The organism is Frankia sp. AiPs1 (assembly GCF_023716945.1).
Lineage (GTDB): Bacteria > Actinomycetota > Actinomycetes > Frankiales > Frankiaceae > Frankia.
The window spans coordinates 1-22,766 of sequence record NZ_JAMQQF010000020.1 but is presented as its reverse complement, the minus strand read 5'-3'; the positions used below and the strand labels follow the sequence as shown (position 1 = coordinate 22,766).

Annotated in this window: 19 protein-coding genes and 3 pseudogenes; 9 read left to right on the top strand and 13 right to left on the bottom strand. The window is 70.7% G+C overall.

What is annotated here, in order from left to right; genetic code table 11:
* Positions 1 to 11: 11 nt before the first annotated feature.
* Together ND748_RS04505 and ND748_RS04500 are read left to right on the top strand one after the other, a co-directional pair.
* Positions 12 to 1,304 (top strand): amidohydrolase family protein, encoded by a 1,293-nt coding sequence (locus ND748_RS04505; RefSeq protein ID WP_251744237.1) that lies wholly within the window; start codon positions 12 to 14, stop codon positions 1,302 to 1,304.
* Positions 1,305 to 1,347: 43 nt separating this feature from the next.
* Positions 1,348 to 2,967 (top strand): NAD(P)/FAD-dependent oxidoreductase, encoded by a 1,620-nt coding sequence (locus ND748_RS04500; protein ID WP_251744235.1) that lies wholly within the window; start codon positions 1,348 to 1,350, stop codon positions 2,965 to 2,967.
* Between the two features lie 180 nt (positions 2,968 to 3,147).
* Here ND748_RS04500 and ND748_RS34930 read toward each other — a convergent pair.
* The 4 genes and pseudogenes from ND748_RS34930 to ND748_RS04485 form a co-directional block, all read right to left on the bottom strand.
* Positions 3,148 to 3,408 (bottom strand): annotated as a pseudogene (locus ND748_RS34930) (DNA-binding response regulator); the annotation flags it as partial.
* 121 nt (positions 3,409 to 3,529) lie between these two features.
* The gene (locus tag ND748_RS04495) at positions 3,530 to 4,486 is read right to left on the bottom strand and encodes a hypothetical protein (RefSeq protein ID WP_251744234.1); all 957 of its coding nucleotides are present in this window, start codon (positions 4,484 to 4,486) and stop codon (positions 3,530 to 3,532) included.
* Between the two features lie 416 nt (positions 4,487 to 4,902).
* Positions 4,903 to 5,217, bottom strand: a complete 315-nt coding sequence (locus tag ND748_RS04490) for a hypothetical protein (protein ID WP_251744232.1) — start codon at positions 5,215 to 5,217, stop codon at positions 4,903 to 4,905.
* A gap of 134 nt (positions 5,218 to 5,351) precedes the next feature.
* A pseudogene (locus ND748_RS04485) lies at positions 5,352 to 5,754 on the bottom strand (transposase); the annotation flags it as partial.
* 703 nt (positions 5,755 to 6,457) lie between these two features.
* On the opposite strand from ND748_RS04485, the gene ND748_RS04480 reads away from it, so the two are divergent.
* Genes ND748_RS04480 through ND748_RS04470 form a run of 3 tightly spaced genes read left to right on the top strand, consistent with a single transcriptional unit; the run spans position 6,458 to position 10,102 of the window.
* Positions 6,458 to 7,612, top strand: a complete 1,155-nt coding sequence (locus ND748_RS04480; protein ID WP_251744230.1) for an FAD-binding oxidoreductase — start codon at positions 6,458 to 6,460, stop codon at positions 7,610 to 7,612.
* A gap of 10 nt (positions 7,613 to 7,622) precedes the next feature.
* On the top strand, positions 7,623 to 9,062 hold the full coding sequence (locus tag ND748_RS04475; protein ID WP_251744228.1) for an amidohydrolase family protein: 1,440 nt from the start codon (positions 7,623 to 7,625) through the stop codon (positions 9,060 to 9,062).
* The gene (locus ND748_RS04470; protein ID WP_251744226.1) at positions 9,056 to 10,102 is read left to right on the top strand and encodes a LacI family DNA-binding transcriptional regulator; all 1,047 of its coding nucleotides are present in this window, start codon (positions 9,056 to 9,058) and stop codon (positions 10,100 to 10,102) included. The genes ND748_RS04475 and ND748_RS04470 overlap by 7 nt, the downstream gene beginning before the upstream one ends.
* Before the next feature lie 282 nt (positions 10,103 to 10,384).
* Here ND748_RS04470 and ND748_RS04465 read toward each other — a convergent pair whose 3' ends face one another.
* The 4 genes from ND748_RS04465 to ND748_RS04450 form a co-directional block, all read right to left on the bottom strand.
* Positions 10,385 to 11,350 carry a D-alanine--D-alanine ligase gene (locus ND748_RS04465; protein ID WP_251744225.1) on the bottom strand — a complete coding sequence of 322 codons (966 nt, stop codon included), beginning with the start codon at positions 11,348 to 11,350 and terminating at the stop codon, positions 10,385 to 10,387.
* A 66-nt stretch (positions 11,351 to 11,416) separates the two neighbouring features.
* Complete coding sequence (locus tag ND748_RS04460; RefSeq protein ID WP_251744254.1) at positions 11,417 to 12,622, bottom strand: PLP-dependent aminotransferase family protein; 1,206 nt, start codon at positions 12,620 to 12,622, stop codon at positions 11,417 to 11,419.
* A 341-nt stretch (positions 12,623 to 12,963) separates the two neighbouring features.
* Positions 12,964 to 13,374: a hypothetical protein gene (locus tag ND748_RS04455; RefSeq protein WP_251744223.1), complete on the bottom strand. Its 411-nt coding sequence runs from the start codon at positions 13,372 to 13,374 to the stop codon at positions 12,964 to 12,966.
* Between the two features lie 180 nt (positions 13,375 to 13,554).
* Complete coding sequence (locus ND748_RS04450) at positions 13,555 to 14,472, bottom strand: DUF1028 domain-containing protein (protein WP_251744221.1); 918 nt, start codon at positions 14,470 to 14,472, stop codon at positions 13,555 to 13,557.
* Positions 14,473 to 14,608: 136 nt separating this feature from the next.
* On the opposite strand from ND748_RS04450, the gene ND748_RS04445 reads away from it, so the two are divergent.
* Positions 14,609 to 15,115 carry a Zn-ribbon domain-containing OB-fold protein gene (locus ND748_RS04445; protein ID WP_251744219.1) on the top strand — a complete coding sequence of 169 codons (507 nt, stop codon included), beginning with the start codon at positions 14,609 to 14,611 and terminating at the stop codon, positions 15,113 to 15,115.
* Positions 15,112 to 16,287 (top strand): thiolase family protein, encoded by a 1,176-nt coding sequence (locus ND748_RS04440; RefSeq protein ID WP_251744217.1) that lies wholly within the window; start codon positions 15,112 to 15,114, stop codon positions 16,285 to 16,287. Before ND748_RS04445 ends, ND748_RS04440 begins: the two co-directional genes overlap by 4 nt.
* Before the next feature lie 207 nt (positions 16,288 to 16,494).
* Here ND748_RS04440 and ND748_RS04435 read toward each other — a convergent pair whose 3' ends face one another.
* The 3 genes from ND748_RS04435 to ND748_RS04425 all read right to left on the bottom strand — a co-directional run bounded on the left by ND748_RS04435 (position 16,495) and on the right by ND748_RS04425 (position 19,650).
* Entirely contained in the window at positions 16,495 to 17,286 is a 792-nt protein-coding gene (locus tag ND748_RS04435) for an SDR family NAD(P)-dependent oxidoreductase (protein WP_251744215.1), read from the bottom strand.
* A 517-nt stretch (positions 17,287 to 17,803) separates the two neighbouring features.
* Positions 17,804 to 18,580: a 3-hydroxyacyl-CoA dehydrogenase family protein gene (locus tag ND748_RS04430; protein ID WP_251744213.1), complete on the bottom strand. Its 777-nt coding sequence runs from the start codon at positions 18,578 to 18,580 to the stop codon at positions 17,804 to 17,806.
* Positions 18,577 to 19,650 (bottom strand): hypothetical protein, encoded by a 1,074-nt coding sequence (locus ND748_RS04425; protein WP_251744211.1) that lies wholly within the window; start codon positions 19,648 to 19,650, stop codon positions 18,577 to 18,579. The genes ND748_RS04430 and ND748_RS04425 overlap by 4 nt, the downstream gene beginning before the upstream one ends.
* Positions 19,651 to 19,754: 104 nt before the next feature.
* On the opposite strand from ND748_RS04425, the gene ND748_RS04420 reads away from it, so the two are divergent.
* Complete coding sequence (locus ND748_RS04420; protein WP_251744209.1) at positions 19,755 to 21,479, top strand: long-chain-fatty-acid--CoA ligase; 1,725 nt, start codon at positions 19,755 to 19,757, stop codon at positions 21,477 to 21,479.
* Positions 21,480 to 21,598: 119 nt separating this feature from the next.
* Here the strand turns inward: ND748_RS04420 and ND748_RS34925 are convergent, their stop codons facing one another.
* Together ND748_RS34925 and ND748_RS04415 are read right to left on the bottom strand one after the other, a co-directional pair.
* Entirely contained in the window at positions 21,599 to 21,841 is a 243-nt protein-coding gene (locus ND748_RS34925; RefSeq protein ID WP_374215846.1) for a zinc ribbon domain-containing protein, read from the bottom strand.
* Positions 21,789 to 22,031, bottom strand: a pseudogene (locus ND748_RS04415) (helix-turn-helix domain-containing protein); the annotation flags it as partial. The pseudogene ND748_RS04415 and the gene ND748_RS34925, both read right to left, overlap by 53 nt.
* 95 nt (positions 22,032 to 22,126) lie before the next feature.
* On the opposite strand from ND748_RS04415, the gene ND748_RS04410 reads away from it, so the two are divergent.
* Complete coding sequence (locus ND748_RS04410) at positions 22,127 to 22,744, top strand: TetR/AcrR family transcriptional regulator (RefSeq protein WP_251744208.1); 618 nt, start codon at positions 22,127 to 22,129, stop codon at positions 22,742 to 22,744.
* The last annotated feature ends 22 nt before the right edge of the window (positions 22,745 to 22,766 follow it).

Below are 22,766 nucleotides of genomic sequence, written 5' to 3'. Positions count from 1 at the left end.
GACAGAGTCGGGTGCGTGGAGCCAGTCTCGAGGCGGCGCACCTCACGCCCGCCCTGGAGACCCTCATGACGGGACGTACCGACATGCCCCTGCTGCAGCCGGAAACACCTGCTGAGCGTCGACCCATCGACTCGGACGGCCACTACTACGAGCCCTACGACGCGTTCACCCGCCACATCGAGGAGAAATACCGCTCGCGGGCCGTGAACGTGCGCGTCAGTGCGCGGGACGGGTTGGGACGGCTCTACTACGGGGACCAGAAGGCCGGCCTCATCCGTGTCGTTCAGTGCGACTACACGGGCGCACCCGGCAGTCGAGCGGGCGCCTTTCTCGGGATCCACGACGACGAGGACCCGGGCGGCTGGAGCCAGCCGGAAATGATCAGTGCCCATGATTTCCCGGCGATGATGCACCGGGCGAACCGCCTCGCGCTCCTCGACGACCAGGGCCTCGACGGCACGTTGCTGTTCCCGAGCTTGGGTGTCTCCGTGGAGCACGAGCTGCACGACGACACGGCCGTCCTCTACGCGAACCTTCGCTCTTTCAACCGCTGGTTGGAAGAGGACTGGGGTTTCGCCGCGGATGGCCGTCTCTTTGCGGCGCCGATGATCTCGCTGGTGGACGTCGAGCAGGCGATCGCCGAGACCGAGCGCGTCCTCGCGGCCGGCGCACGGCTCCTGCACCTGCGGCTGGGGCCGATCTACGGGGAGTCCGCCGCCGACCCCAGGCGTGACCGTTTCTGGGGGCTGGTGCAGGAGGCCGATGTTCCGGTGAGCTTCCATGTCTCGGACGCCGGCTACCACGAGCTGTGGGGAGCGCAGTGGGGCGAGCTACCGCGGCCGCCGCTGCAGCACCAGTCCCCGTTCAACAACTACCTCGCCGGGACATCGGCGCAGGACACCTTCGCCAACCTGATCCTCAACAACCTTTTCGGACGCTTCCCGCGGCTGAAGGTCCTGAGCATCGAGAACGGTGCCAGCTGGGTCAAGCCGCTGATGAAGCGCCTCGACAAGGTGGCCTTCATGACGCGCGGGCAGGCGGGCGTCGGTGGCCCCATCGAGGGCCGACCGTCGGAGACCTTCCAGCGCAACTTCTACGTCTGCCCCTTCTTCGAGGAGGATCCGGTCGAGCTCGCGGAAGCCATCGGGTACGACCATGTGCTCTTCGGCTCGGACTGGCCCCATCCCGAGGGGCTGGAGCAGCCGCTCGGCTTCGCGGACAAGCTCGTGGACCGAGCGGATCCGGTGGAGACGGCCCGGGTGATGCGTGACAACATCGCCGGACTGATTCGGGTCGACGCGTGAGGCGCGCCCGCGCCCGCGTTCGTGGCCGCGCGAGCGAGGCATCATGACGTCACGTCCCGACACAGGTGAGCCCGGGTTCGGCACGACCCTCCCGGCGGAGGTCGATGTCGCGGTGATCGGGGCGGGCCACAACGGCCTCGTCGCGGCCTGCTATCTCGCGAAGGCCGGCCTGCGGGTGGCGGTCGTGGAGGCGGCGAACCTGCCGGGCGGGATGACGACGTCCGGCCCGTTCATCGCCGAGGCGCCCGGACACACGGTCAACACGTGCGCTGTTGACATCATCGCGCTCCTGCACTCACAGATTCCACGTGAGCTCTCGCTGCGGGAGCACGGGCTGCGCATGGTCAAGCCTGATCCGAGTTACGTCTCGCTCCACCCGGACGGTTCGTCCCTCGCTCTGTGGCGTGACCCCCAGCGCACCGCCGAGGAGATCCGGGCCTTCTCGCGGCACGACGCCGCCGCCTTCCTTGACTTCATGAACCTGCTGGACCGGGTGATGGCCACGGCAATTCCGGTCATGGGCGCCGACACCGCGCGGCCCTCGCCGTCGCTCGTCGTCGGAGTCGCTCGCGAGCTCGTGAAAAGCCGCAAGCGGATGTCCGACATCGTCGCCCTGCTCACCGGCAGCGCCAGCATGGCTGTGGACGAGCGGTTTCAACATCCGGTGGTGCGCGGGGCCCTGCTCAACCTCGCGGCGGGCGCCGGACCGGTGTCGGAACCCGGGAGCGGGCTCGGGTTCCTGCTGTTGGCCCTGTTGAGCAGGGTCGGGGTAGGCCGACCCATCGGTGGAATGCAGTCCCTCACCACAGCACTGATCAACTGTCTGGAGAGCGCCGGCGGAACCGTCACCGTCGCCGCCCGAGTCGCCGAGATAATGCGTGCCGGGGACACCGTTCGCGGTATCCGGCTGACCGACGGTCGTACGTTGGGCGCTCGCGCCGTCGTGTCGTCGGTGGACCCATGGACCACGCTGCGCGAACTGGTCGATGGTGACGCGATCAGTCAGTCCACAGCCGCCCGTCTCGACCACGCCAGCGCCAACCGGATCGGATCCGGGGTTTTCAAGATCGATGTGGCTCTCTCGGAGCAGATTGAGGTCACCGGCCATATCCGCGCCGACGGGGTCGACCTTCGCAAACCCACCCTGCTTCTCGGCACAGCGGAGTCGGTGGTCGATTCCTACGCGGCCGCCAGCCGCGGTGAACTGCCGGTCGACCCGGCGCTCTGGGTCGCCGCGCCGTCGGGGGAGGACCCCACCCAGGCGCCCCCGGGCCAGGAGACGCTCTACCTCTACGCCCTTGCCGTCCCGGTGCACCCTCGCAGTGGCTGGGCTGCCATCCGGCAGTCGGCTGTCGACTCCGTTCTGACCAAGACGGGCAAATACGTCCAGCCGCTGGAGCAGGCCGAGATCGGACGCCTCGTCGAGTCACCGGAGGACATCGCGGCCCGCCTGCACGTCCGCAACGGCTGCATCACGCATCTCGACATGGGTTTTCTGAATTCGGGACCGTTGCGCCCGGCGGTGGGACTCGGGCTTGGCAGAACCCCGCTCAGTGGTCTCTTCCTCGGCGGGTCCGGTACCCACCCCGGCGGTGGAGTGAGTGGCCTCCCCGGCCGGACGGCCGCGCACCGTGTCGCCCGCTACCTCAGGAAGAACGGCTAGGCGTCCTGGTCCTAGTACTCCAGCCCGACTTCTGTGATCGTTTAGATTTGGTGTGTCATGGTTGGGTGGCGGGGCTGAGGAGGGACGCGGGTCCGGGAACGTAAGAGGCCACCGGTGATCCTCGCGGTTTGTGACGACACGTGAAGATCGGCCGGTGGCCGTGTGCCCCAGCGCAGACCCCGACGCGTTGCCCTTGCCCGTGGCGATCAGTTCGAGTGCCTCCCGCTCGCGGGAGGTACGTTGTGGGAAAGAAGCGACGGTGGGGCGCGGCGCTGTCGAGAAGTGCGCGATCACCCGCCTGGCGATCTACGGTCCGAAGATCGCTTCTCCGGCCGCCGCCGCGCTGATCGCCCGGAAGATTTCGTCCTGGTCGGCGCCCTTGAGCAGGTAGCCCTGGGCGCCGGCCCGCATCGCGGCGAAGACGGAGTCGTCGTCCTCGAACGTCGACGCCGGGCATTACAGGACAGGCGACCAGGACATCCAGGTCGCCTGCGACGCCGGCTGCGACGTCAGGAGCGCTTACGTGACACCCAAACCCCTCTCCGCGGAACCCGAATATGGATCACGCGGAATCGCCGGAGGGAAAGGGCACGCCCAGTTGGTGCTGTGGGTCATAGGGCCCGGGGACGACTTCGATCACCGCATCGGAGTGGAAGGTCACGGTGTAGTCGTGGATGACGCCGAGGACGGACGGGAGTCCCGCTTTCCACAGCACGTCACTGGCGGGCCGTTCATAGAACCCGCTTTTGTCGTGGAGTGCCACGTGGCCATTGATTTCGAACCCATAGGGGACACTGAATCTCGCGGTGATGACGTTGGACCATAGATAGCCGGTAGCCGAGGATTTCGCGGGTACTTCGTAGTCCACACTTGGTGCGTCCACGTAGCCAGGGATGTAGTAGTCGTCTGCATCCTCCCACTGTGTGTACCACTGGCGGCCTGCGCCGAGACTGCTGTGGCCCACTACCCGGCCTTTGATGCGAACGACGTCCTCGACGGCTATGCTGCGCCAGATCCTGCTGCCGGTCCCGAGTACCGTTGACCCGAACAGGCTGCGGCTGATGGTCGCGCCCGCGCCACCACCGCTCAGGTCCCAGCTAGAGGATGCAGGGTCTTCGGGTTTTCCCATGTCCCAGGTATGGGAAGCGGGGTGGTCGACTTGGTTGTACCATTCCGAATGGTCCAGGATCACCGGCTTGGTGTCCATAATGACAGGCGTGATGGGTGAGTTGATGATAGTGACGGTGACCGGCCGCCAGCCATTGACGGCGTAGGCGTTACCACCGCGACCTGACTCCAGTGTGGTGGGATCGTGCAGGAACCACTGGTCCGGCGTCCTCCCTTCAGTCAACCACGTGCAGGCTTCCAGGATCTTGGCCTCCTGGTCGAAACCGAATACAGCGGCCTCGTCGTCGGTGATTGTGTGGACCAACTTACCAAACGCCGACACACCGCAGTGAGCACTGATCGTGCTAACGGCGATCGAAACACCAAGAACATCATCATCATCATCGGCCACAGACTTCTCCGTTCCTTGGTGGTTAGTTGACCGTGCCCATGGGCGACCTGTCAGTGTGGTGACCCAAGAAAGAAGATCTTCCAGTGCGTTGTCTGCGCACTTCGCTCGGGCAGGCGGACGTATATCGCGGCCCACCTTCATACCTACTGAAGAGGGCACTACAGTAGTTGGTGGCGAGAGCAACTCGGGGAAGCTTCGCCAGTCTAAAGATGCTGGATGTCAATCGTCAAGATTGCTATGTGTTTCCGTAGCCATGCTCCGACTTTCCCGTGACACCCCCGTGGCCCATGGTACGCTTCTCCTTCTAACCACCTGCGGATGCACTGGAAGTGGACATCCGAACAATCCGCCGGCCGGCACGCCGGCAGCGTCGGCCCGGGGCCCTGGAAATGAAGGGCGAAGACGGGCGTTCAGCGTCAGGAGGCGAGTAGGACGCGTTTGCGGAGTAGGTCGAGGTTGGCGTGGCCGTACATCTGCCCTTTGATCATTTTGATGCGGTTGACGTGGTCTTCGACGGGGCCGGAGTTGTGGGGCAGGGTCAGACCGGCGGTGACCGCGTCCAGATCGCGTTCGAGGCCGGTGGCGTAGGTTGCGCAGTACGGGTAGGTCGTCGCCGCGGACCGCGGTGATCCAGTCGGCGAGGGTGGCGTCGTCCGGGCGGGTGAGCGGGTGCGCGAACGCGCCGACGTGGCGGGCGAGCGCGTCGAGTTCCGGGCAGCACGCGCGTGCATCGCGTGGCTGGAGTTGTTCGTCGTCGTGGAGTCGGTCGGGGCGGGTCAGTATCCAGCGGCTGATCGTCCGGGTCGAGTGGGGTCGGGGCGGCGGAGGCTGAGCGTTTTGGGACCTGGACACCCCTCGCTCGTTCGGCGTCGGCCTCACCGGCCCGCAAAGCGGAGCGGAGGCCCTCGGCCGCCGGCGAGTTCGGCGGTCGCTCCCGGTCGATCAGCGTGTGACCCCGCGACGAGCGGTAGGCCAAAAACGTCCCGACCTGGCAGTTCTCGACACGGCCAGCCGTCCCTGAGTACTGCCGGGCGACTCCCGCCGAACGGACACCCTTCTTCAGGAACCCGGTGTCATCGACAACCAGCACCGCGTCCGGCGCGCACCGAGACGCTCGACGACATAGGACCGCAGATCGTCACGGACCCCGTCAACGTCCCAGTCCGCCAACCGCAACAACCGCTGCATCCTGTCCGGCGACGCCTCACCAGCCCGCTCCGCAAGCGTCCACCCGTCTTCCGATCCAACCCCGCGACCAGCCCTGAGACCTCAACCTCGATCACCGGGAAGGTACGCCCTCCCCAACCGATCCACAGGTCTCAACCATTGCTCCCGCCGTCGCGTAGTGGCATCCGGGTCCTGGGCGTCCCGGTCCTGGGCGTCCCGGTCCTGGGCGTCCCGGTCCTGGGCGTCCCGGTCCGGAGACTCGTGTGCAGTGGTATCCGCTTGTGTCGCTGACCTGGTCGACGGAGCAGAGGACCCCGTGGGTCGGGCATCGGTGCTGTGGCTCGGTGCTGTTGCTCGGCTTTGTGGCTCGGCTCTGTAGCTCGGTGAACCACCGCTCCATCTGGTTGAGCCAGGAGGGCTCGACTCGGTGCTCGACGGTGACGACGATCTCGTCCTGAAGGACACGCCTGAAACCCCAGGTCGATGCCGGTTCCCAGGTCAATGTCGGTTCCGGGGTTCTGGCGCGCCACCGGGTGTTGTGGGTCGGTTGACTGTTCTGGGCGGGCGTGCCTAAACTGCAACCAGTTACTGAAACTAGTTACATTTTCCTCGGTCGCCGCCGGTTCGCTGGTGCGCGTCGCCGCGGCTGACCGGCCGACCGACTAACCAGCCCGAGCCCGTCCGCTGTCCGGCCCGGGTTTCCCGCCATTGCGTGGCGCCTGTCCGGGCGTTGCCGGGCCGGGCGCCCCGGCCCGCCGTCTGGCCGATCACCGATCCCGAATCGGCAGGGAAAGGAAGACCAACGTGGTCGAGAAAGTGATCGTCATCGGTGCCGGCGTCTACGGCGCGGCGGTGACCGCCGCACTGGCGCGGCGGGGTGCCCGCGTCCTGCTCGTGGACGCCGGTGCACCGGCGGGCGGCACGTCCGGTTCGACGTTTTCGTGGACCAACGCCTCCACCAAGCATCCGCGGTCCTATCATGATCTTGGTGTCGCGGGCATGGCAGCCCACCGCGGACTGGCAGCCGAGGTTCCCGGCGGGGACTGGTACCACGAAGGCGGCAACCTGCAGTGGGCAGCCGGCGCTGACGAGCGCGAGAAGCTACGAAGAAAGGTCGCGGACGTCCTCGACTACGGGTACGAGGCGCGCTGGCTCAGTCGGGCCGAGGCACTGGAACTCGAACCGGACCTCGACCCGGCCGAACTGCCGGCGGACGAGATCGTTCACTTCCCGCGCGAGGGGTGGATCGAGCCGGCCCGGCTGATCGATCACCTGCTCTCCGGCGCGTTCTCCCGGGGGGCGGTGCTGGTGCCGGACGACGCCGTCATCGGCCTGGAGGTCGTCGGCGCGGTGGTGTGTGCCGTCCGGCTTGCCTCGGGCCGGCGGTTGGTCGCGGATGCGGTGGTGAACTGTGCGGGGCCGCGGGCCGGCGCGATCGCCGGGCTTGCCGGTCTGAACCTGCCGATGCGCAACACCCGCGGCGTGCTTGTCCGTACCTCCCCGGTCGAGGTTTCGATATCCCGCGTCATCCACGCACCACAGGTGCACCTTCGGCCGGCGGGGGCCGGCCGGCTACTGCTGCACACCCGCGCCATCGATGGTGCGGTGCGCGTGTCCGACACCGGCGAGACCAGTGCCGACGAGTCGGCGGTTGAGGAAATGCTCGAGGCGAGCCGGGTGCTTTGTCCGCGGATCCGGCCCGCGACCGTGGAAAGCATCCGAGTCGGTGAACGGCCCATCCCCGGGGACGGCCTGCCGGTGCTGGGACGGGCGGTCGAATTGCCCAACTTCTTTTTCGCCGTCTCGCACAGCGGCGTGACCCTGAGCGTGTACGCGGGTGACCTGGTCGCGGCGGAGGTGCTCGGTGAGGACCGGGACGAGGCCCTGGCCGCCTTCCGATTCGAGCGGTTCAGCTCCGAGCGGTTCAGCTCCGAGCGGCCCAGCCCGGCGGGCCGGTGAAGGAGGAGCGGTGCGCACGATTGTCATGCATGGCGGCGATCTGGTCGACGGCCGGGGCGGGAGTCCGCGGCACGGCGTCGACATCGTCGTCGCGGGGGAGAGCGTGCGCGAGATCATTCCCTCGCGCCCCGCAGAGGCATACGGAACCGTCGACGAGATCGTCGACTGTGCCGGCAAGCTGGTGATTCCGGGTCTCATCAACAACCACACCCACGGCACCGCGTACGGGCCCCTGTTTCCCAGCGGGCATGTGGGCCTGCCGCGCGAGCAGGTGCTGGCCAACCTCGACCGGCACCTGCTGGCGGGGACGACGACGGTGCTCTGCGTGGACGGTTTCGTCACCGCGCAGGATCTCGCCAGCACCGACGAGGCGCATCCCGTCAATGTCAGACTCGCCTCCTGCAACACCCCGGCGTGCCTGCACGCGGCGACCGTCGCCGACGGCGGCGGTCTCACCGAGGCGAACCGGCGGTTCACCGCGCGGCACGCCGTCGACGCCGGTGCGGTCGCGCTCGGCGAGATCGGGGCGGGGCACACCCTCGGCGGGGGAGGGGCGAGTTACCTCCACATTCCGGCCGAGATCGCCAGACGTACCGGTGTGACGGTCACGCCTCGGCAGGCGAACGACCTGAAGATCGCCATACTGGGCCGGCACATAGCGGTGTCGGCGTTCGACCGCGACGCCGTCGAGCAGGCGCTGGCGGCCGCGGAGCTGACCGGCAGACTCTCGGTCGAGGAGGCGCGCGAGATCGTTTCGGCCGTGGTGCTGCCTGCCTTCGACATCGCACTGCACGGGCTCGCCGAGGCCGCCGATCAGGCCCGCGAACTGGCCGTCCCGGTGCTGGTGCACAATGCGGCCGCGTCGATGACCCAGGTCGCCGCCATCGCGAGAACCGACGTCACAATGATCGCCGGGCACTCCAACCACTCGAGCTTCGAACTGCGTGAAGCCCTCGAGCACGCCGAACGACTCAAGGAGGCGGGCGTGGTCGTGGATGTCTCCACCCTCGACACGTTCGGAGCCCGCCGGCTCACCACCGGTCCGGAGCTGCTCTACGCGATGTTCGCCGCAGGACTGGTCGACACGATCTCCACCGACTACGCGGGCGGCCACCACGACCCGATCCTGCTGGCGATCGACCGGTCCGTCCGGGCGGGCGTCGTGAGTCTCCCGGCCGCGGTCGCCATGGCTACCGCCAACGTCGCCGACGCCATCCCGGGTGTGGCGCCCCGGCGCGGCCGCGTGGTGCCGGGTGCTCTCGCCGACCTGGTGGTGACGGACCCCGCGGAGCTCCCCGCGGTGAGCACCGTCCTTCTCGGCGGCGAGATCGTCGTCCGAGACGGTCGGCGGGACGCCGGTCAGGGGAACCGGGGCGCGGGTCGGGGGAACCGGGACCCTGGTCAGGGGAACCGGGACGCTGGTCGGGGGAACACGGGGCGACCATGGTGAGGCGGGCCACCATCGGCGATGTCGCCGCGCACGCCGGCGTGTCCACGGCCACGGTCTCCCGGGTCCTCAACGGCGGCGCCGTCACCGAGGCGACGGCCGGCAGGGTGTGGGCGGCCGTCAGCTCGCTCGACTACACCCCCAACGCGCTCACCAGGGGCATTTTCGCCGGGCGCGCCAGCACGATCGGGGTCGTCATCCGCGACCTGAGCAGCCCCTTCTACCTCGACCTGATCCGTGGCATCGACGCCGTGGCCGCCGCGAACAGCAGCCTCGTCATGTTCGCCAACACGTTTCGTCCGAGCGACCACGAGATCGCCCTGGTCCGGATGATGGACGAACACCGGGTGCGCGGACTGATCGTGACGACCGGCGAGAGCACCGACAGCCGCCTTCGGCGTATGGCCGAGAGCGGCACACCCTGCGTGGTCGTCGCGCGCACCGTGCCGGGCCCGCCGCCCGGCCTGCACTCGATCAGCCTGAACGACGCCGCGGCCGGTCGTCTGATGGCCGGGCATCTGGCCGAGTGCGGACGGTCGTCCGTCGGGGTCGTCACCTCCGGGGGCCGTCCCTCGCAGATCGCGCGCACCGCGGGGCTGCGGCAGGCTCTCACCGATCTGGATCTGCCGCTGCCCGAGGACGCGGTGACCATCGCCGCCACGGAGAAGGACGTCGACCGCGCCGTCGGTGAGCTCCTCGCGCGTGCACATGATCGAGGCAGGCCGTTGGACGCGGTCGTCTGCACCACCGGCCGCCTGACCGTCGCCGTCCACGCCGCCCTGACCGCCCGAAGCGTCGCCATCCCCGACGACATCGCCTTTCTGACGATGGACGACTTTCCCTGGGCCGCCGCACTCGGGATCAGTGTGATCACTCAGCCCGCGTACCAGATGGGTCGACGGGCGAGCGAACTCGTCGTCGAACGCCCGAGCAGGGCGGTCTCCGTCCTCGTCGAACCGACGTTGGTCGCCCGCAGCTCCTGCGGCGAAAATTCCGCTGGCAAGGACCGTGCCGATGCTTTCCGTCCGGAGGTGTCCTCGTGACCAGATTACCGGTCCGGGAACTCCTGCTGAGGGTTCTTTTCGCTGGGCTGATTCCTGCCATGGGAATCCTGATCACAGGCGCCAACCAGGCGCAGGAGGCCAATGGAAGGCCGTTGAAATGTAATGGAAAGGTGATTGGCCCGGGATATTCCTGCGTCCGCGGACGGGGACGTGGACGCCGGGTGAGGACGCCCGGCACATCGAACTCTGGTCGCTGGGGACGTCATGGTGGCTGCGTTCCCGGGCCGACGGCACGCCTCCGGCGGTGACCCGCGGCTGTGGTCAACCGCGCGGGGTGCCGCTGCGGTCCCGTGCTCGGGCCGCCAGGTCGCGGCAGACGACGGCGAAGTCGAGGCCGGCGGCGTGCAGGCCCATCGGCCAGGTGCTCGTGTCGGTCATCCCGGGGGCCACGTTCACCTCCAGGAACTGCGCGACGCCGGCCGCGTCGACGATCAGGTCGGTGCGGGACAGGTCCCGCAGGCCCAGCACGCGATGCGCGGTGAGCGCGGTCGCGGTGGCGGCCCGCAGCACCGCGTCGTCAAGGCGAGCCGGGGTGAAGAACGCGGTCGCGCCCGCGGTGTACCGGGCGGCATAGTCGTATACCCCCGCGGCCGGCTCGATCTCGACGGCCGGCAACGCGACCGGCCCGTCGCCGGTGTCGACGACGCCGACGGTGATCTCGACTCCGCTGACGGCCTGTTCGATCAGGGCCGAGTCGTGATAGCCGAAGCAGCTCATCAGCGCCTCGGCGAGCCCGCCGGCATCGTCGACCCGGCTGACCCCGAACGCCGATCCACCCGCACGGGGCTTCACCACGACCGGCAGCCCCAGCCGGGCGACGATCCGTTCGATCAGCGCGGCGGCGCCCAGATCGTGGAACGCCTCGCGGGGCAGCGTCACCGCCGCCGGCGTCGCCACCCCGGCGGCGCCGACGGCCGCCTTCGCCGTCGCCTTGTCGAACGCCACCCGGCAGGCCGGCGGTGCCGCGCCCACGTAGGGCAGGTCGTAGAGGTCGAGGACCTCCCGGATCGTGCCGTCCTCCCCCGACGTCCCGTGCAGCACGGGGAACACCACATCGGGCGGGTCGGCGGCCAGCGCGGGCAACGTCGCGGCATCGACGTCGGCCAGGTCGGCCTCGACCCCGATGCGGGTCAGCGCGTCGCGCAGCCTGCCGCCCGATCGCAGCGACACCTCCCGTTCGGGTGAGAGCCCCCCGGCGAGGATCAGCACCCGGCCCAGATCGGTCATCGTCGTGTCCTTCACAGCGTCGGGCGCATCATGGTCCGTCGGCGACATCAGGGACGGTCGGCGACATCAGGGGCGGTCGGCGAACGTGTCACGGGCGAAGGTGTCGCGAAGGTCCAGCTCGTCCCGCACGACGCGGCCCAGCCGGCCGACGCCGTCGCGGATGCGCTCGGGCGGCGGGTAGCAGAACGACAACCGCATGCTGCTGCCACCCGACCCGTCGGCGTAGAACCCGGCCCCGGGAACGTAGGCGACCCGGGCGGCGATCGCCCGCGCCAGCATCGCCCTGGTGTCCACCCCGCCGGGCAGTGTCACCCAGACGAAGAATCCCCCGTCCGGCCGGGTCCAGGTCGCACCGGCGGGCATCGACTCGGCCAGGGCGTCGAGCATGGCGTCGCGGCGCTCCCGGTACATCTCCCGGAACACCTTCACCTGTTCGGCCCACGGCTGGGTCGCCAGATACCGTTCGACCACCAACTGGGTGAACATCGACTGGGACAGGATCGCCGACTCCGCGGCCAGCACGAGCCGGGCCGTCACCGGCGCCGGGGCCAGCGCCCACCCGACCCGCAGGCCCGGCGCCAACGTCTTCGAGAACGACCCCAGATACACCACATCGTCGGGGGCGTCGGCGCGCATCGCCCGCACCGGCTCGCCCGTGAACGACAGCAGCCCGTACGGATTGTCCTCGACCACCAGCACCCCGGCGCGCCGGCAGATCTCCAGCACCTCGGCCCGCCGCGGCGGCGTCAGGGTGATCCCGCCGGGATTCTGGAAGGTCGGCACCGTGTAGAGCAGCTTCACCCGGGCGCCCTCGGCGGCCAGCCGCGCCAGCGTCTGCGCGAGCGCGGTCGGCGACAGGCCGTCGCCGTCCATCGGCACGTGCACGATCCGCGCCTGGTACGCCGCGAACGTGTTGATCGCCGTGACGTACGTGGGCCCTTCGGTGACGACGACGTCGCCGGGATCGACGAACACGCGGGTGAGCAGGTCCAGCGCCTGCTGCGAGCCCGCGGTCACGACCACGTTGTCGGGATGGGCGTCGGTGATGCCCTCCATCGCCATCACGTCGCAGATCCGTGCGCGCAGACCCGGATCGCCCTGCGCCGAGCCGTACTGCAGCGCCACCGCACCCCGGCTCAGCACCAGCTCCGACACGGTCGCCGCGACCGCCTCCAGCGGCAGCGCGTCGACCGCGGGCATGCCCCCGGCGAGCGACACGATCTCGGGACGGGATGCGACCGCGAACAGCGCCCGAACCTCGCTCGCGATCATCCCCTGGGCACGCTGCGCGTACCGATCCCGCCACCGATCCAGACTCACGCCCCGCGACACTACCCTGCCCCGCATCGGATGACGCTGTCGGCGCCCGGCCGTACTGGCCGGCAGGGTCGTGGCACGCGGCAGAGATTGCGGTGCGCCGCGTACGGCCCGCAGGCTCAGACCGTGTAAGACGCACCGCATCCGGCCACGAGGACCACACGGACGAGGATGAGAGCCGTCTGATGACCGCATGACGGACGGGCGCTTCTCCGCTCCGGGAGGCCCGGCCAATTGCGCCGTGTCAAGCAGGGTCTTCGGCGGTTGCCGTATGGCCGCGACCGCGGGCGGTCATGTCACGCTCTCTGGAGCGCGCCGCTGGTGATGAACACGCCGCGTTTGCGGAACGACAGCGGGGACTCGACCAGCGCTCGGGGATGCAGACCCCTGAGCGCGGTGACGAACCACCACGGCACCGCCTCGAGTACGGGGTCGCGCACCCACCCGGGAGGATGCCAGCCGTCGCGTCGAGCGAGATGCTCCCCGAGCGCCGCGAGAGCCGCATCCACGCGCCGGTCGCCCGAGGAGCGGGGGCGGTCGGTCCACATCGCCTGAGCTGCGTCGATGCCCTGGTGACGAAGCACGCTGGCGTAGTCGTCGAGCATCTGGACAACAGCGTGCCGCCAGATGTCCTGAAGTCGGGACCCGGTCGCGACCATGCCGGCCGCGATGGTGGCAGCGTCGTCGACCGTCTGGAAGGCGCGCATGGGGTCCACGCCACGACGGTACGCTGCTGATCACGTTCGCGGCGGGTCGGATCCGCCGGTGACACGCCACGATTCGGAGCATGTCTTCCTCTCACGCCGTAGATATTCGCGGCTCGGGGGATGGCCGGGGATGTCTCGCCGCGAGAGCCTTTGCCGGTGGCGGGACGGGGTGTGCGTCGTTCAGTCGGGCGGGTCTTCGAGGAGCTGGAGTGCGGCGTGGGCGGCTGGGGGGTCGAGGCGTCCGGAGGCGGCCAGCCGGCGTAGGCGCAGGGCGGTGCGGGGTTCTTCCGCGGCCAGGCGGCGCAGGAACGGCGTGGCGTCGTGGAGCCTGCCGGCCCGGGTGAGTGCGAGCGCGGCGGCGCCCACGGCGGTCAGGTCGTCGGGTGCGATCGCCAGTGCGGCCTCGATGTGGGTCAGGTCCTCGTAGAGGCCGTCGGGGTTCATGGCGTGCAGGAGATGCTGGAAGGATCGGTGAAGATCCCACAGCCTGCGCAGCTCGCCGACCGGGTCGCGGGCGTCGTCGACGCGCAGGTCGACCTCGCCGCCGACCGGTCGCCCGCTGCGCGTCTCGCCGGACGAGGTGGCCGGGTCGACGACCCGCAGCGCGGCGGACTGGCGGCCACGCAGATCGCCGCCCATCTCGTCCGCCGCCGCCGCCAGGGCGGCGACCAGCCGCGCGGGGAACGGCTGCGCCGACGAGGCGTCGTAGGCCGCGACGGTCCGCTCGGCGACGCCGGGATGTTCCATCAGGTTCGCCGCGACACACACGTCGTCGTGCCAGGCGGCGCTGACCGCGGCTTCCACCCTCGGCCCCGACACGACCGCGGCCCCGCCGCCGGCCGCCACGATCCCAAGCTGGGCCGCGTCGGCGCCGGGAAGTCTGCCCACCACCGCGGCGACGTCCTCGGCTGACAGACCCGTGTGCAGCGCGTCGAGCGCCAGCGTCCCCCATCGCCGCGGCGCCCCCGCCTGCACCGCCACGGCGCCCACTCCCGGACGCAGATGGGGGACGCCCGCGTCCACGGCAAGAACGCGGCTCGCGGTCGCGACTCCCAGCCGACCGGTCTCGGGATCACGCGCCACGATCGAGACCGTCACCCGTACGACCCTAACGGTCGACGCCGCCATCCCCGTTCGGTCCCTCTGCCATCCCTCCGCGGGGTCGTCGACCATGCTCTGGATATATGCTCGACTCACGAGTCGAGAAAAAGTTGCCGGGCGGCTGGGGGTCAGGATGGCTCGGATCAATCACGACACCGTCGAACTGTGGCAGGGGTGGCAGCGGCGGGAGCTGCGCGTCGACCGCTGCAAGGACTGCGGCACCTGGGTCTTCCCGCCGCGGCCGTTCTGCCCCGACTGTTGGTCGGACGCCCTGGTGGGGACCGCGCTCGCCGGGGCGGGACGGCTGGTGTCGTACTCCCTGCCCCGCGTCGCGCCCGGGGCGCCGGCGGTGGTCAGCGGGGTCGTGGCGCTGACGGAGGCGCCGGGTGTCCGGCTGCTGGCCCGCATCGTGGGGATCGAGCCGGAGCGGGTCACCCTCGGGATGCCGCTGGCGCTCGGCTGGTGGGAGGACGCCGGCGGCGTGTATCCGCAGTTCGGGCCGGTCGACGCCGACCCGGCCCGGCCCCCCGGCGTGGCGGACGGTAGTGAGAGTGGCGTGGCGGACGGTAGCGAAGATGGTGCCGCCGACGGCGGCGCCGGGCGTGCCGTGGACGGCGGCGCGGGGGAGGCGGGGGCATGAGCGGGCGGGAGCGGGCCGCGATCGTGGGGATCGGCTGGTCGGAGCTGGCGCGTGACAGCGGCGTGGGGCCGGGCAGCCTCGTCGCCCGGGCCGCCCGGGCGGCGGTCCTCGACAGCGGGGTCGCGCGGGACGCGATCGACGGGGTCGTCGGCGTGTACGGCACGGACTCCCCGACGTTGTGGCCCGGGTACGTCGTCGACGCGCTGGGATTACCCGACGTCCGCTGGTGGGACACGGCGCAGCCGCCGTCGGTCACGGCGCTGTCGACGGCGGCGAACGCGGTGCTGACCGGCAACTGCGACTACGCGCTGTGCTACCACGGCAAGTACCGGTGGGCGAACACCTCGGTTGTCGGCCGCGGTGACCCGCTGCGGCAGGCCCCGGCGCACGAGTTCGACCCTGGCCTCGACCATGCGCTGGTGGAGCACGGCGGTTCGATGCTGTGGGCCGCGCGGGTCATGCGGGAGCACATGGCGCTGCACGGCAGCACCCGGGAGGACTTCGCCCGGATCTCGGTCAACAACCGGACGAACGCCGCGGGCAACCCCCGGGCGGTCTTCCGCGTCCCGCTGACCGTCGATGACTACCTCGCCGCTGCGATGATCGACGATCCGATGTGCCTGCTCGACATGGACGCGCCGATCGACGGCGCGCTCGCCGTCGTGGTCACCACCGAGAGCCGCGCCCGCGACCTGCCGCACCCGTCCGTGCTCGTCGAGGCGTTCGCCAGCGCGCTGCCGGCGCGCAACGACGGGCTGCTGTGGCCCGAGGCGGACGGGCTCGCCGCCCGCCGCGCCGTCGGGAACCTGTTCGCCCGCACCGACCTGGCCCCCGCCGACATCGACCTCGCCTACCCGTACGACGGGTTCACGATCCTCGCCATGCTGTGGCTGGAGGCCCTGTACACCGAGCCGGGGGAGGGCCCGGCGCTACTGCGCGAGTCGTGGTCCGACGCCGAGCAGCGGCTGCGGCTGTTCGGCCGGATACCGGTGTGCACACACGGGGGCAACCTGAGCGAGGGGCGCGCCACGCAGGGCTTCGGCTCGGTGATCGAGGCGGTGCAGCAGTTGCGCGGCGACGCGGGGGAGCGTCAGGTCGACGCCGCCCGCAGCGCCGTGATCACCGGCGGCATGGCCGGCACGAACCGCTCGACGATCCTGGTCAGCGGCTGAGCCCTGACCTGCCAATCGGCCGGCCGACCTGCCGACCGACCTGCCGGCCGGCCGACCTGCCGAGCGGCCAACCCGCCGAGCGGCCAACCTGCCGAGCGGCCAACCTGCCAACCTGCCGAGCGGCGGGGGTGGTCGAGCGGCGGATTGGCGGGGTGGTCGAGCGGCGGCGGGGTGGCCGGGCGCCGGGCCGCCGCCCGGCGGTTCGGGTCAGGCCGGGAGGTGCCGGCTCGGGAGCGGGGCGCCGCCGCCGTCGACGACGATCGTCTGGCCGGTGAGGTAGGACGCCGCGTCGGAGCACAGAAACAGCACGACGGTCGCGATCTCGTCGGCGCTCGCCCAGCGTCGCAGCGGGATGCCGGCCGCCGTCGCTCGGCGAAACCGCTGGTAGCCCTCCTCGCCGAGGGCCGTGACCAGCGGCTGCCAGATGTCGGTGTCGACGAACCCGGGCGCGACGGCGTTGACCCGCACCCCTCGATCGCCCCAGGCGGTGGCCAGGTTCTGGGCCAGGGTGTTCAGCCCGCCCTTCGTCGCCGCGTAGACGGCCTGCTCGACGTCCCCGCCGTAGGCCGCCGCCGACGACATCGTGACCACGCATCCCCGCTGGCGTAGCAGCGACGGCGCGAGCCACGAGGTCAACAGGATGACGTTGCGCAGGTTGAGGTCGAGCTGCAGGTCCAGCGGCTTCGCGGTGATGGCCTCCGGCGGCTGGTGCCAGCCGAGCCCGGCGTTGTTCACCAGGATGTCGACGTCGCCGAGCTCGGCGAGAGCCTGGTCGGCCACCCGGCGGACATCGGCCTCGACGGTTAGGTCCGCGCTGATCGTGACCGGCTTGTTGGCGAGCTGGTCGGCGACGGCGGCCAGGCCCGCACCGCTGCGGGCGACGACGGCGACCCGCGCGCCCGCGGCGTCGAGGGCGCGCGCGCACGCCGCGCCGATGCCTCGGCTGGCGCCGGTGACCACGGCGGTGCGGCCGGACAGATCAAAGGTGAGACCAGGCATCATGTGCTCCTGCAGGGAGTCCGGGTGGGTTGTCCGGGTGAGGGTCGGGCTGTGCGGGGTCCGCCGCCGGCCAAGGTCGCGCCCCGCCGCCGGGCACGCGGCCTCCACACCGGGGCCGGACCGACTGCGGTGCGTTCTGCGCGGTCTGAGCCTGCGGACCGTGCACATCGCACCGCAATGCCTCCCGCGCAACGCGACCGGCCGTGCGCGCCGTGACTGGCGGCGTCCTGCCGTGACTGGCCGCGTCCCGCCGCGTCCCGCCGTGGCCCGCCGTGACCGATGGTGTGGGGGAGGTGCCGGGGCTGGTAGCTGTCCTGGTTGCGTCGGCAATTGCAGGAGGTTGGTGACGGTGCGGGGCCGCTGAGGCGCACATAACCTCCTGCATCTGCTGATCGCCCTGTGGCCGGGGCCGCCGCGGACCGCTCTTCGTATCCAGGTGTGATCAGGGGGTACGGGATTGTTCCTGCCTGCGCCCCCGACCCTGATGGTCAGGATGTTCGGTGTGGCCGCGCCGTACCTAGGTCCAGCCTGTCGTGGCGCCCTGGATCATCGTGAACGGCCCGACGGGCCAGCGGAAGCAGTCAACCAGCAACTGGTCGACGTCGCGTTCGGTGCTGACCCCCTCGGCGACGATCCGGCGTGCCTCGGCCACCGCCGCCCAGTACACCCGGTTGGCGACGTAGCCCCAGGACATCGGGGCGTCGCGCACGACGACCGGGTTCTTGCCCAGCCCGTGGGCGAGTCGGGTCACCGTCTCGACGGCGTCCGCGTCGGTGTGCTCGGTCACGACGATCTCGGCGAAGCGCATGATCTGCGCGGGCGACGACCAGTGCCAGCCGAGGACCCGGGTGGGCCGGTCGGTCGCCGCGGCCAGCGCCCCGACCGGGAAGCCGCTGGAGTTGGTGGCGAGGACCGCGCCGGCGGCGGCGACCCGGTCGAGGTCGCGGAACACCCGGACCTTCAGCGCGAGGTCCTCCGGCACGGCCTCGATGACCACTGTCGCGCCGGCGACGGCCGACAGCTCGGGCTCCCAGGCGATCCTCGCGGCGACCCGGTCGACGTCGTCGGCGGCCAGCTTCCCGCGCTCGACGGCGGCCCGCAGCCCGAAGCGGCCCTCGACGAGGTGGCGGCGGGCGCGCTCACGGGCCACGGCGCTGGTGTCGACGCAGACCACCGCGCCGCCGGCCATCGCCACCGCCTGCGCGATCCCCGCGCCCATCACCCCCGCGCCGATCACCCCCACCGTGCCCCCGACGAAGGTCCCGGCGCCGGCCGGGTTGTCGCCGGCGGTCATGCGGCGGCTGCCAGCTGGGAGGTCAGCGCCGCCACCTTGACGTTCACCTCTGCCAACGGCCCCTCGGGCGGTCCGGCCGTGGTGAGCGGCGGCCATGCCCGCCGGTCGGCGACGATCCACAGCTCCTTCGACCCGGCCGGGCCGGAGCGCGACGCCCCGTGCCAGGTGCCCTCCTGCTGGAGCCGGAAGCCGAGCCGGCCGAGCTCGACCCCGCTCGGCCCGCCGATGACCCCGCTCGTCCGGTCAGCGGACCCGCTCGTGCGGTTCGCGGACCGGCTCGTCCGGCCGTCGGGCTCGTCCGTCGAGCCGTCAGGCCCCTGCGCCGAGCCGCCGGCCCCGTCCGGGTCGTCGATCCGGCAGGATCCCTCGACCACGAGTCGCACCAGGTCGGCGCCGAGCCGGAAGGCGGGCAGCGCGGCGGCGCCCGGCGGCCGGTCCCAGCACAGCAGGAGCACCCCGGACTCGCGGTGGCCCAACGCGACGGCGGCCAGCCGGCTGCCGTCGCGCAGCGTCGACCATCCCGTCGTGTCGGTGAAGCCGGCGTCGAAGTGGCTCGGGCGCAGGGCGGCGCCGAAGCTGTTGGCGATGGCGTGCGGGACGTCGGCGTCGCGGGGGAGCATGGCCACTCCCTCGAGGCTGACGTCGTCGGCGAGGGCGGTGTCGGCGAGGCGTTGGAGCTGCGCGTCGGTCAGGTAGGGCTTGAGCCCGCGCCGGTCGGCCATCAGCAGGAGCTGGTTGGTGCCGACCTCGTCGGACCAGTACTCCGGTCCGTAGAAGGCGTCGGCCCGCTGCAGGCGGAACTCGCCGTGGGCGTAGCTGGTACCGCCCACCCGGATCGGCTCGCCCAGTGCCATCCGGAAGCTGTCGCTCTTGTGCAGGTGCACGGGGGCCTTGCGAGGGAAGATCCGGCCCTCGATGGACATGGCGACGACGGGGCCCGCGTCGGGGTCGCCCATTCGCAGGATGGCCCCGCTGAGCAGGCCGTCGTCGGGCACCGGGCGGCGGATGTCCCGGATGACGCCGTCGACGTGGCCGTTGTGCCAGGTCGCGGATTCGAGGAGTGTGATCACGAGGGACCCCCAGGGGATGCATGTTTCTTCGACTCGTGGGTTGACAATAATACGGCGGGGCTCCTACGGTCTGCGGGTCGCTGCCGCGAGGATCGAGGTATGACATGCCGATCAGCTCCATCGCCGACCTGATCCGAACCCATGGCACGGAGCGTGGCGCCCAGCCCGCGCTCACCGCAGACGGGCGCACCGTCACCTTCGCCCAACTCGACGCCCGCTCCAACCAGGTGGCGCAGGCGCTGGCCGGCGAGGGGGTCGGCGCCGGCGACCGGGTCGCCTACCTCGACGCCAACGCCGCGCAGTACTACGAGCTGCTCTTCGGCGGGGCGAAGCTGGGGGCGGTGAACGTCGCGGTGAGCTGGCGGCTGGCGCCGGTCGAGATCGCCGCGATCATCACCGACGCGCAGGCCCGCGTCCTCGTCGTCGGCGCGGCGTTCGCGGCGACCGTCGAGGCGGTCGAGGCCGACCTGCCCGGCGTCAAGAAGATCATCGTGATAGCCGACCCAACCCGTCGCGAGGACTCGGCCCGCCACCAGGACTCGGCCCGCCACCAGGACTCGGCCCGCCACCAGGACCCGAACCGCCACCAGGACTATGACGAGTGGGTCGCCGCCGCGCCCGCGCTCGACCCGGGGCTGTGCGCGAAGCCCGACGACGTGCGGATCCAGCTTTACACCTCGGGCACCACCGGCCTGCCGAAGGGCGTGATGCTGACCGAGCACAACCTGCTGTCGCTGCTGCGGATGGCCGGGGAGACGCTCGACCTCGGTCCCGGCAGCGTGAACCTGGTCGCCATGCCGCTGTTCCACATCTCCGGCAGCGGCTACTCGCTCAGCGGCTTCCACGCCGGCTGCCACACGGTGCTGCTGCGCGAGGCCCATCCCGACGCGATCCTGCGCGCCGTGGCCGAGCACGGGGTGACGAACCTGTTCGCCGTGCCCGCCGTGTTGCGCACGATGCTCGGCGTGCCGGGCATCGACGAGCTGGACCTGTCCTCGTTGCGCACGATCGCCTACGGGGCCTCGCCGATCTCGCTGGACGTGCTGGTCCGGGCGATCGAGACGTTCCGCTGCGACTTCGTGCAGGTCTACGGGCTGAGCGAGACCGCGGGCACCGTCACCATGCTGACGCCGGAGGATCACCGCCGGGCCCTCGAGGCCGCCGGGACGGACGCGGCCGGGACGGACGCGGCCGGGACGGCGGAGGCGGCGGGACCGGGTGGGACGGCGAAGGCGGGCGGGGCGGCGGGAGCGGCCGGGCGCTTACGCTCGGCGGGACGAGCGGTGCCCGGTGCCCGGGTGCGCATCGTCCCGCCGCACACCGGGGCCGACGCCGCGGCCTGGGAGGTCGGCGAGGTCTGGATCTTCTCGCCGCAGAACACCCCCGGCTACTGGCACAACCCGCGGGAGACCGCGGCGCTGCTCGAGGACGGCTGGCTGCGCACCGGCGACGTCGGCTACCTCGACCCCGACGGTTACCTGTTCATCCACGACCGGGTCAAGGACATGATCATCACTGGGGCGGAGAACGTGTACCCGGCCGAGGTCGAGAACGTCCTGATGTCCCATCCCGACATCGCCGACGTCGCGGTGATCGGGGTGCCGAGCGAGCGCTGGGGCGAGACGGTGAAGGCCGTCGTCGTCGCCGAGGCTGGTCGGACCCCGACGGCCGCCGACGTCGTGTCCTTCGCCCGCGCCCGGCTGGCCGCGTACAAGTGCCCGACCTCGATCGACCTGGTCGAGGCGCTGCCCCGCAACGCCGCGGGGAAGGTGCTCAAGCGTGAGCTGCGTAACCCTTACTGGTCCGGACGCGAGCGGTCCGTAAGCTAGACCTCGCCGACGGCAATCTACCTGCTGGTCGGATGGTCGATATCGTCTCGGGGCGTGCGGCGGCCCAGCGGAGGAACGCTCGGCATCCTCCCTCGCGTGAACGCGGGGGATTCCAACAGCTACATGTCCGCCAGGAGAGGGGGTGCGCAGTGTTGAGGTTCGCGGTTCACGGGCCGCCTGTTGGCGTCGCCTCCCCGCGCAGTCACCCACGTGGTTGCCCCCTCATGTCCCAGGGCGATGTTGCGTGCCGCGTTCACGTCGGCGTTCGCCTGATGCCCGCAGGCCCGGCACCGGAGGGCGGTTTGGTTCTCGCGCGAAATCCCGCAACGCCTGCTGCTGAACGGTCTGCGAACCCGCCGCAAGCCACGGATTCTCCCGGCGCGCTTCGGTCAACTGGCGGGACTGCTCGTGGTAGCCGGGTGCCGGGCCGCGGCGCGGATTCCACCACGACTGCTGTTCCACGGCGAGGTTCCATACGTACCGCGCATGCCCGCAATGGTCTTCCAGCGCAGCCGCCTGTTCGACGGTCGGACAAAGCCGGTAGCGGGACATTCCTCCATTCTACAGAAGGGATATCGACCGATGAATAAGATGAGGCGGCGTTTCCTCCCTGCCGTGAACGGCGGGGTCTCCACGCCGCAATCCCGATGAACACGACTCAGTCCGACCCGCCGCGCAAGCGTGGCCGCCCCCGCAACCTCGAACCCAGCCAGGAGTACCGCGATCGGCTGGAGAACATCGTGCGGGTGGCGGCGGACGTCTTCCAGGCGCACGGGTACGAGGCCGGCTCGCTCGACGACGTGGCCGCCGCGATGGGTCTGCGCAAGGCCAGCCTTTACTACTACGTCAAGCGCAAGAGCGACCTGCTCCGCCTGGTCTTCGAGCGCGCCATCTCGGTGGCGCTGACCGAGGTCGAGACGCTGGCCCACCTCGCCGACCCGCGCGACCGGCTCGCCGCGCTCGTCCGCCACCAGGCGCTGCTCGTCACGCGTGATCCCGCTCTGTTCGCCGTGTTCTTCGACCAGCGGGCCGGCCTGGAACACGCCGACCTCGCCGACGTCGGCCGCAAGGAGCACCTCTACCTGCGCCAGTTCGTCCTCGCCGTCGAGGCCGCGATGGCGGCCGGGGTGATCGGGCCGGGCGACCCCAGGCTTGTGGCCAACGCGATCATCGGCATGACGAGCTGGTCCTACAAGTGGTTCGACACCCGGCGCGACTCGCCGGAGACGTTCGCCGACACCTGCGTCGCCCTCGTCCTGCGCTGAGCCGGGGGGCGCCAGCCCCCGC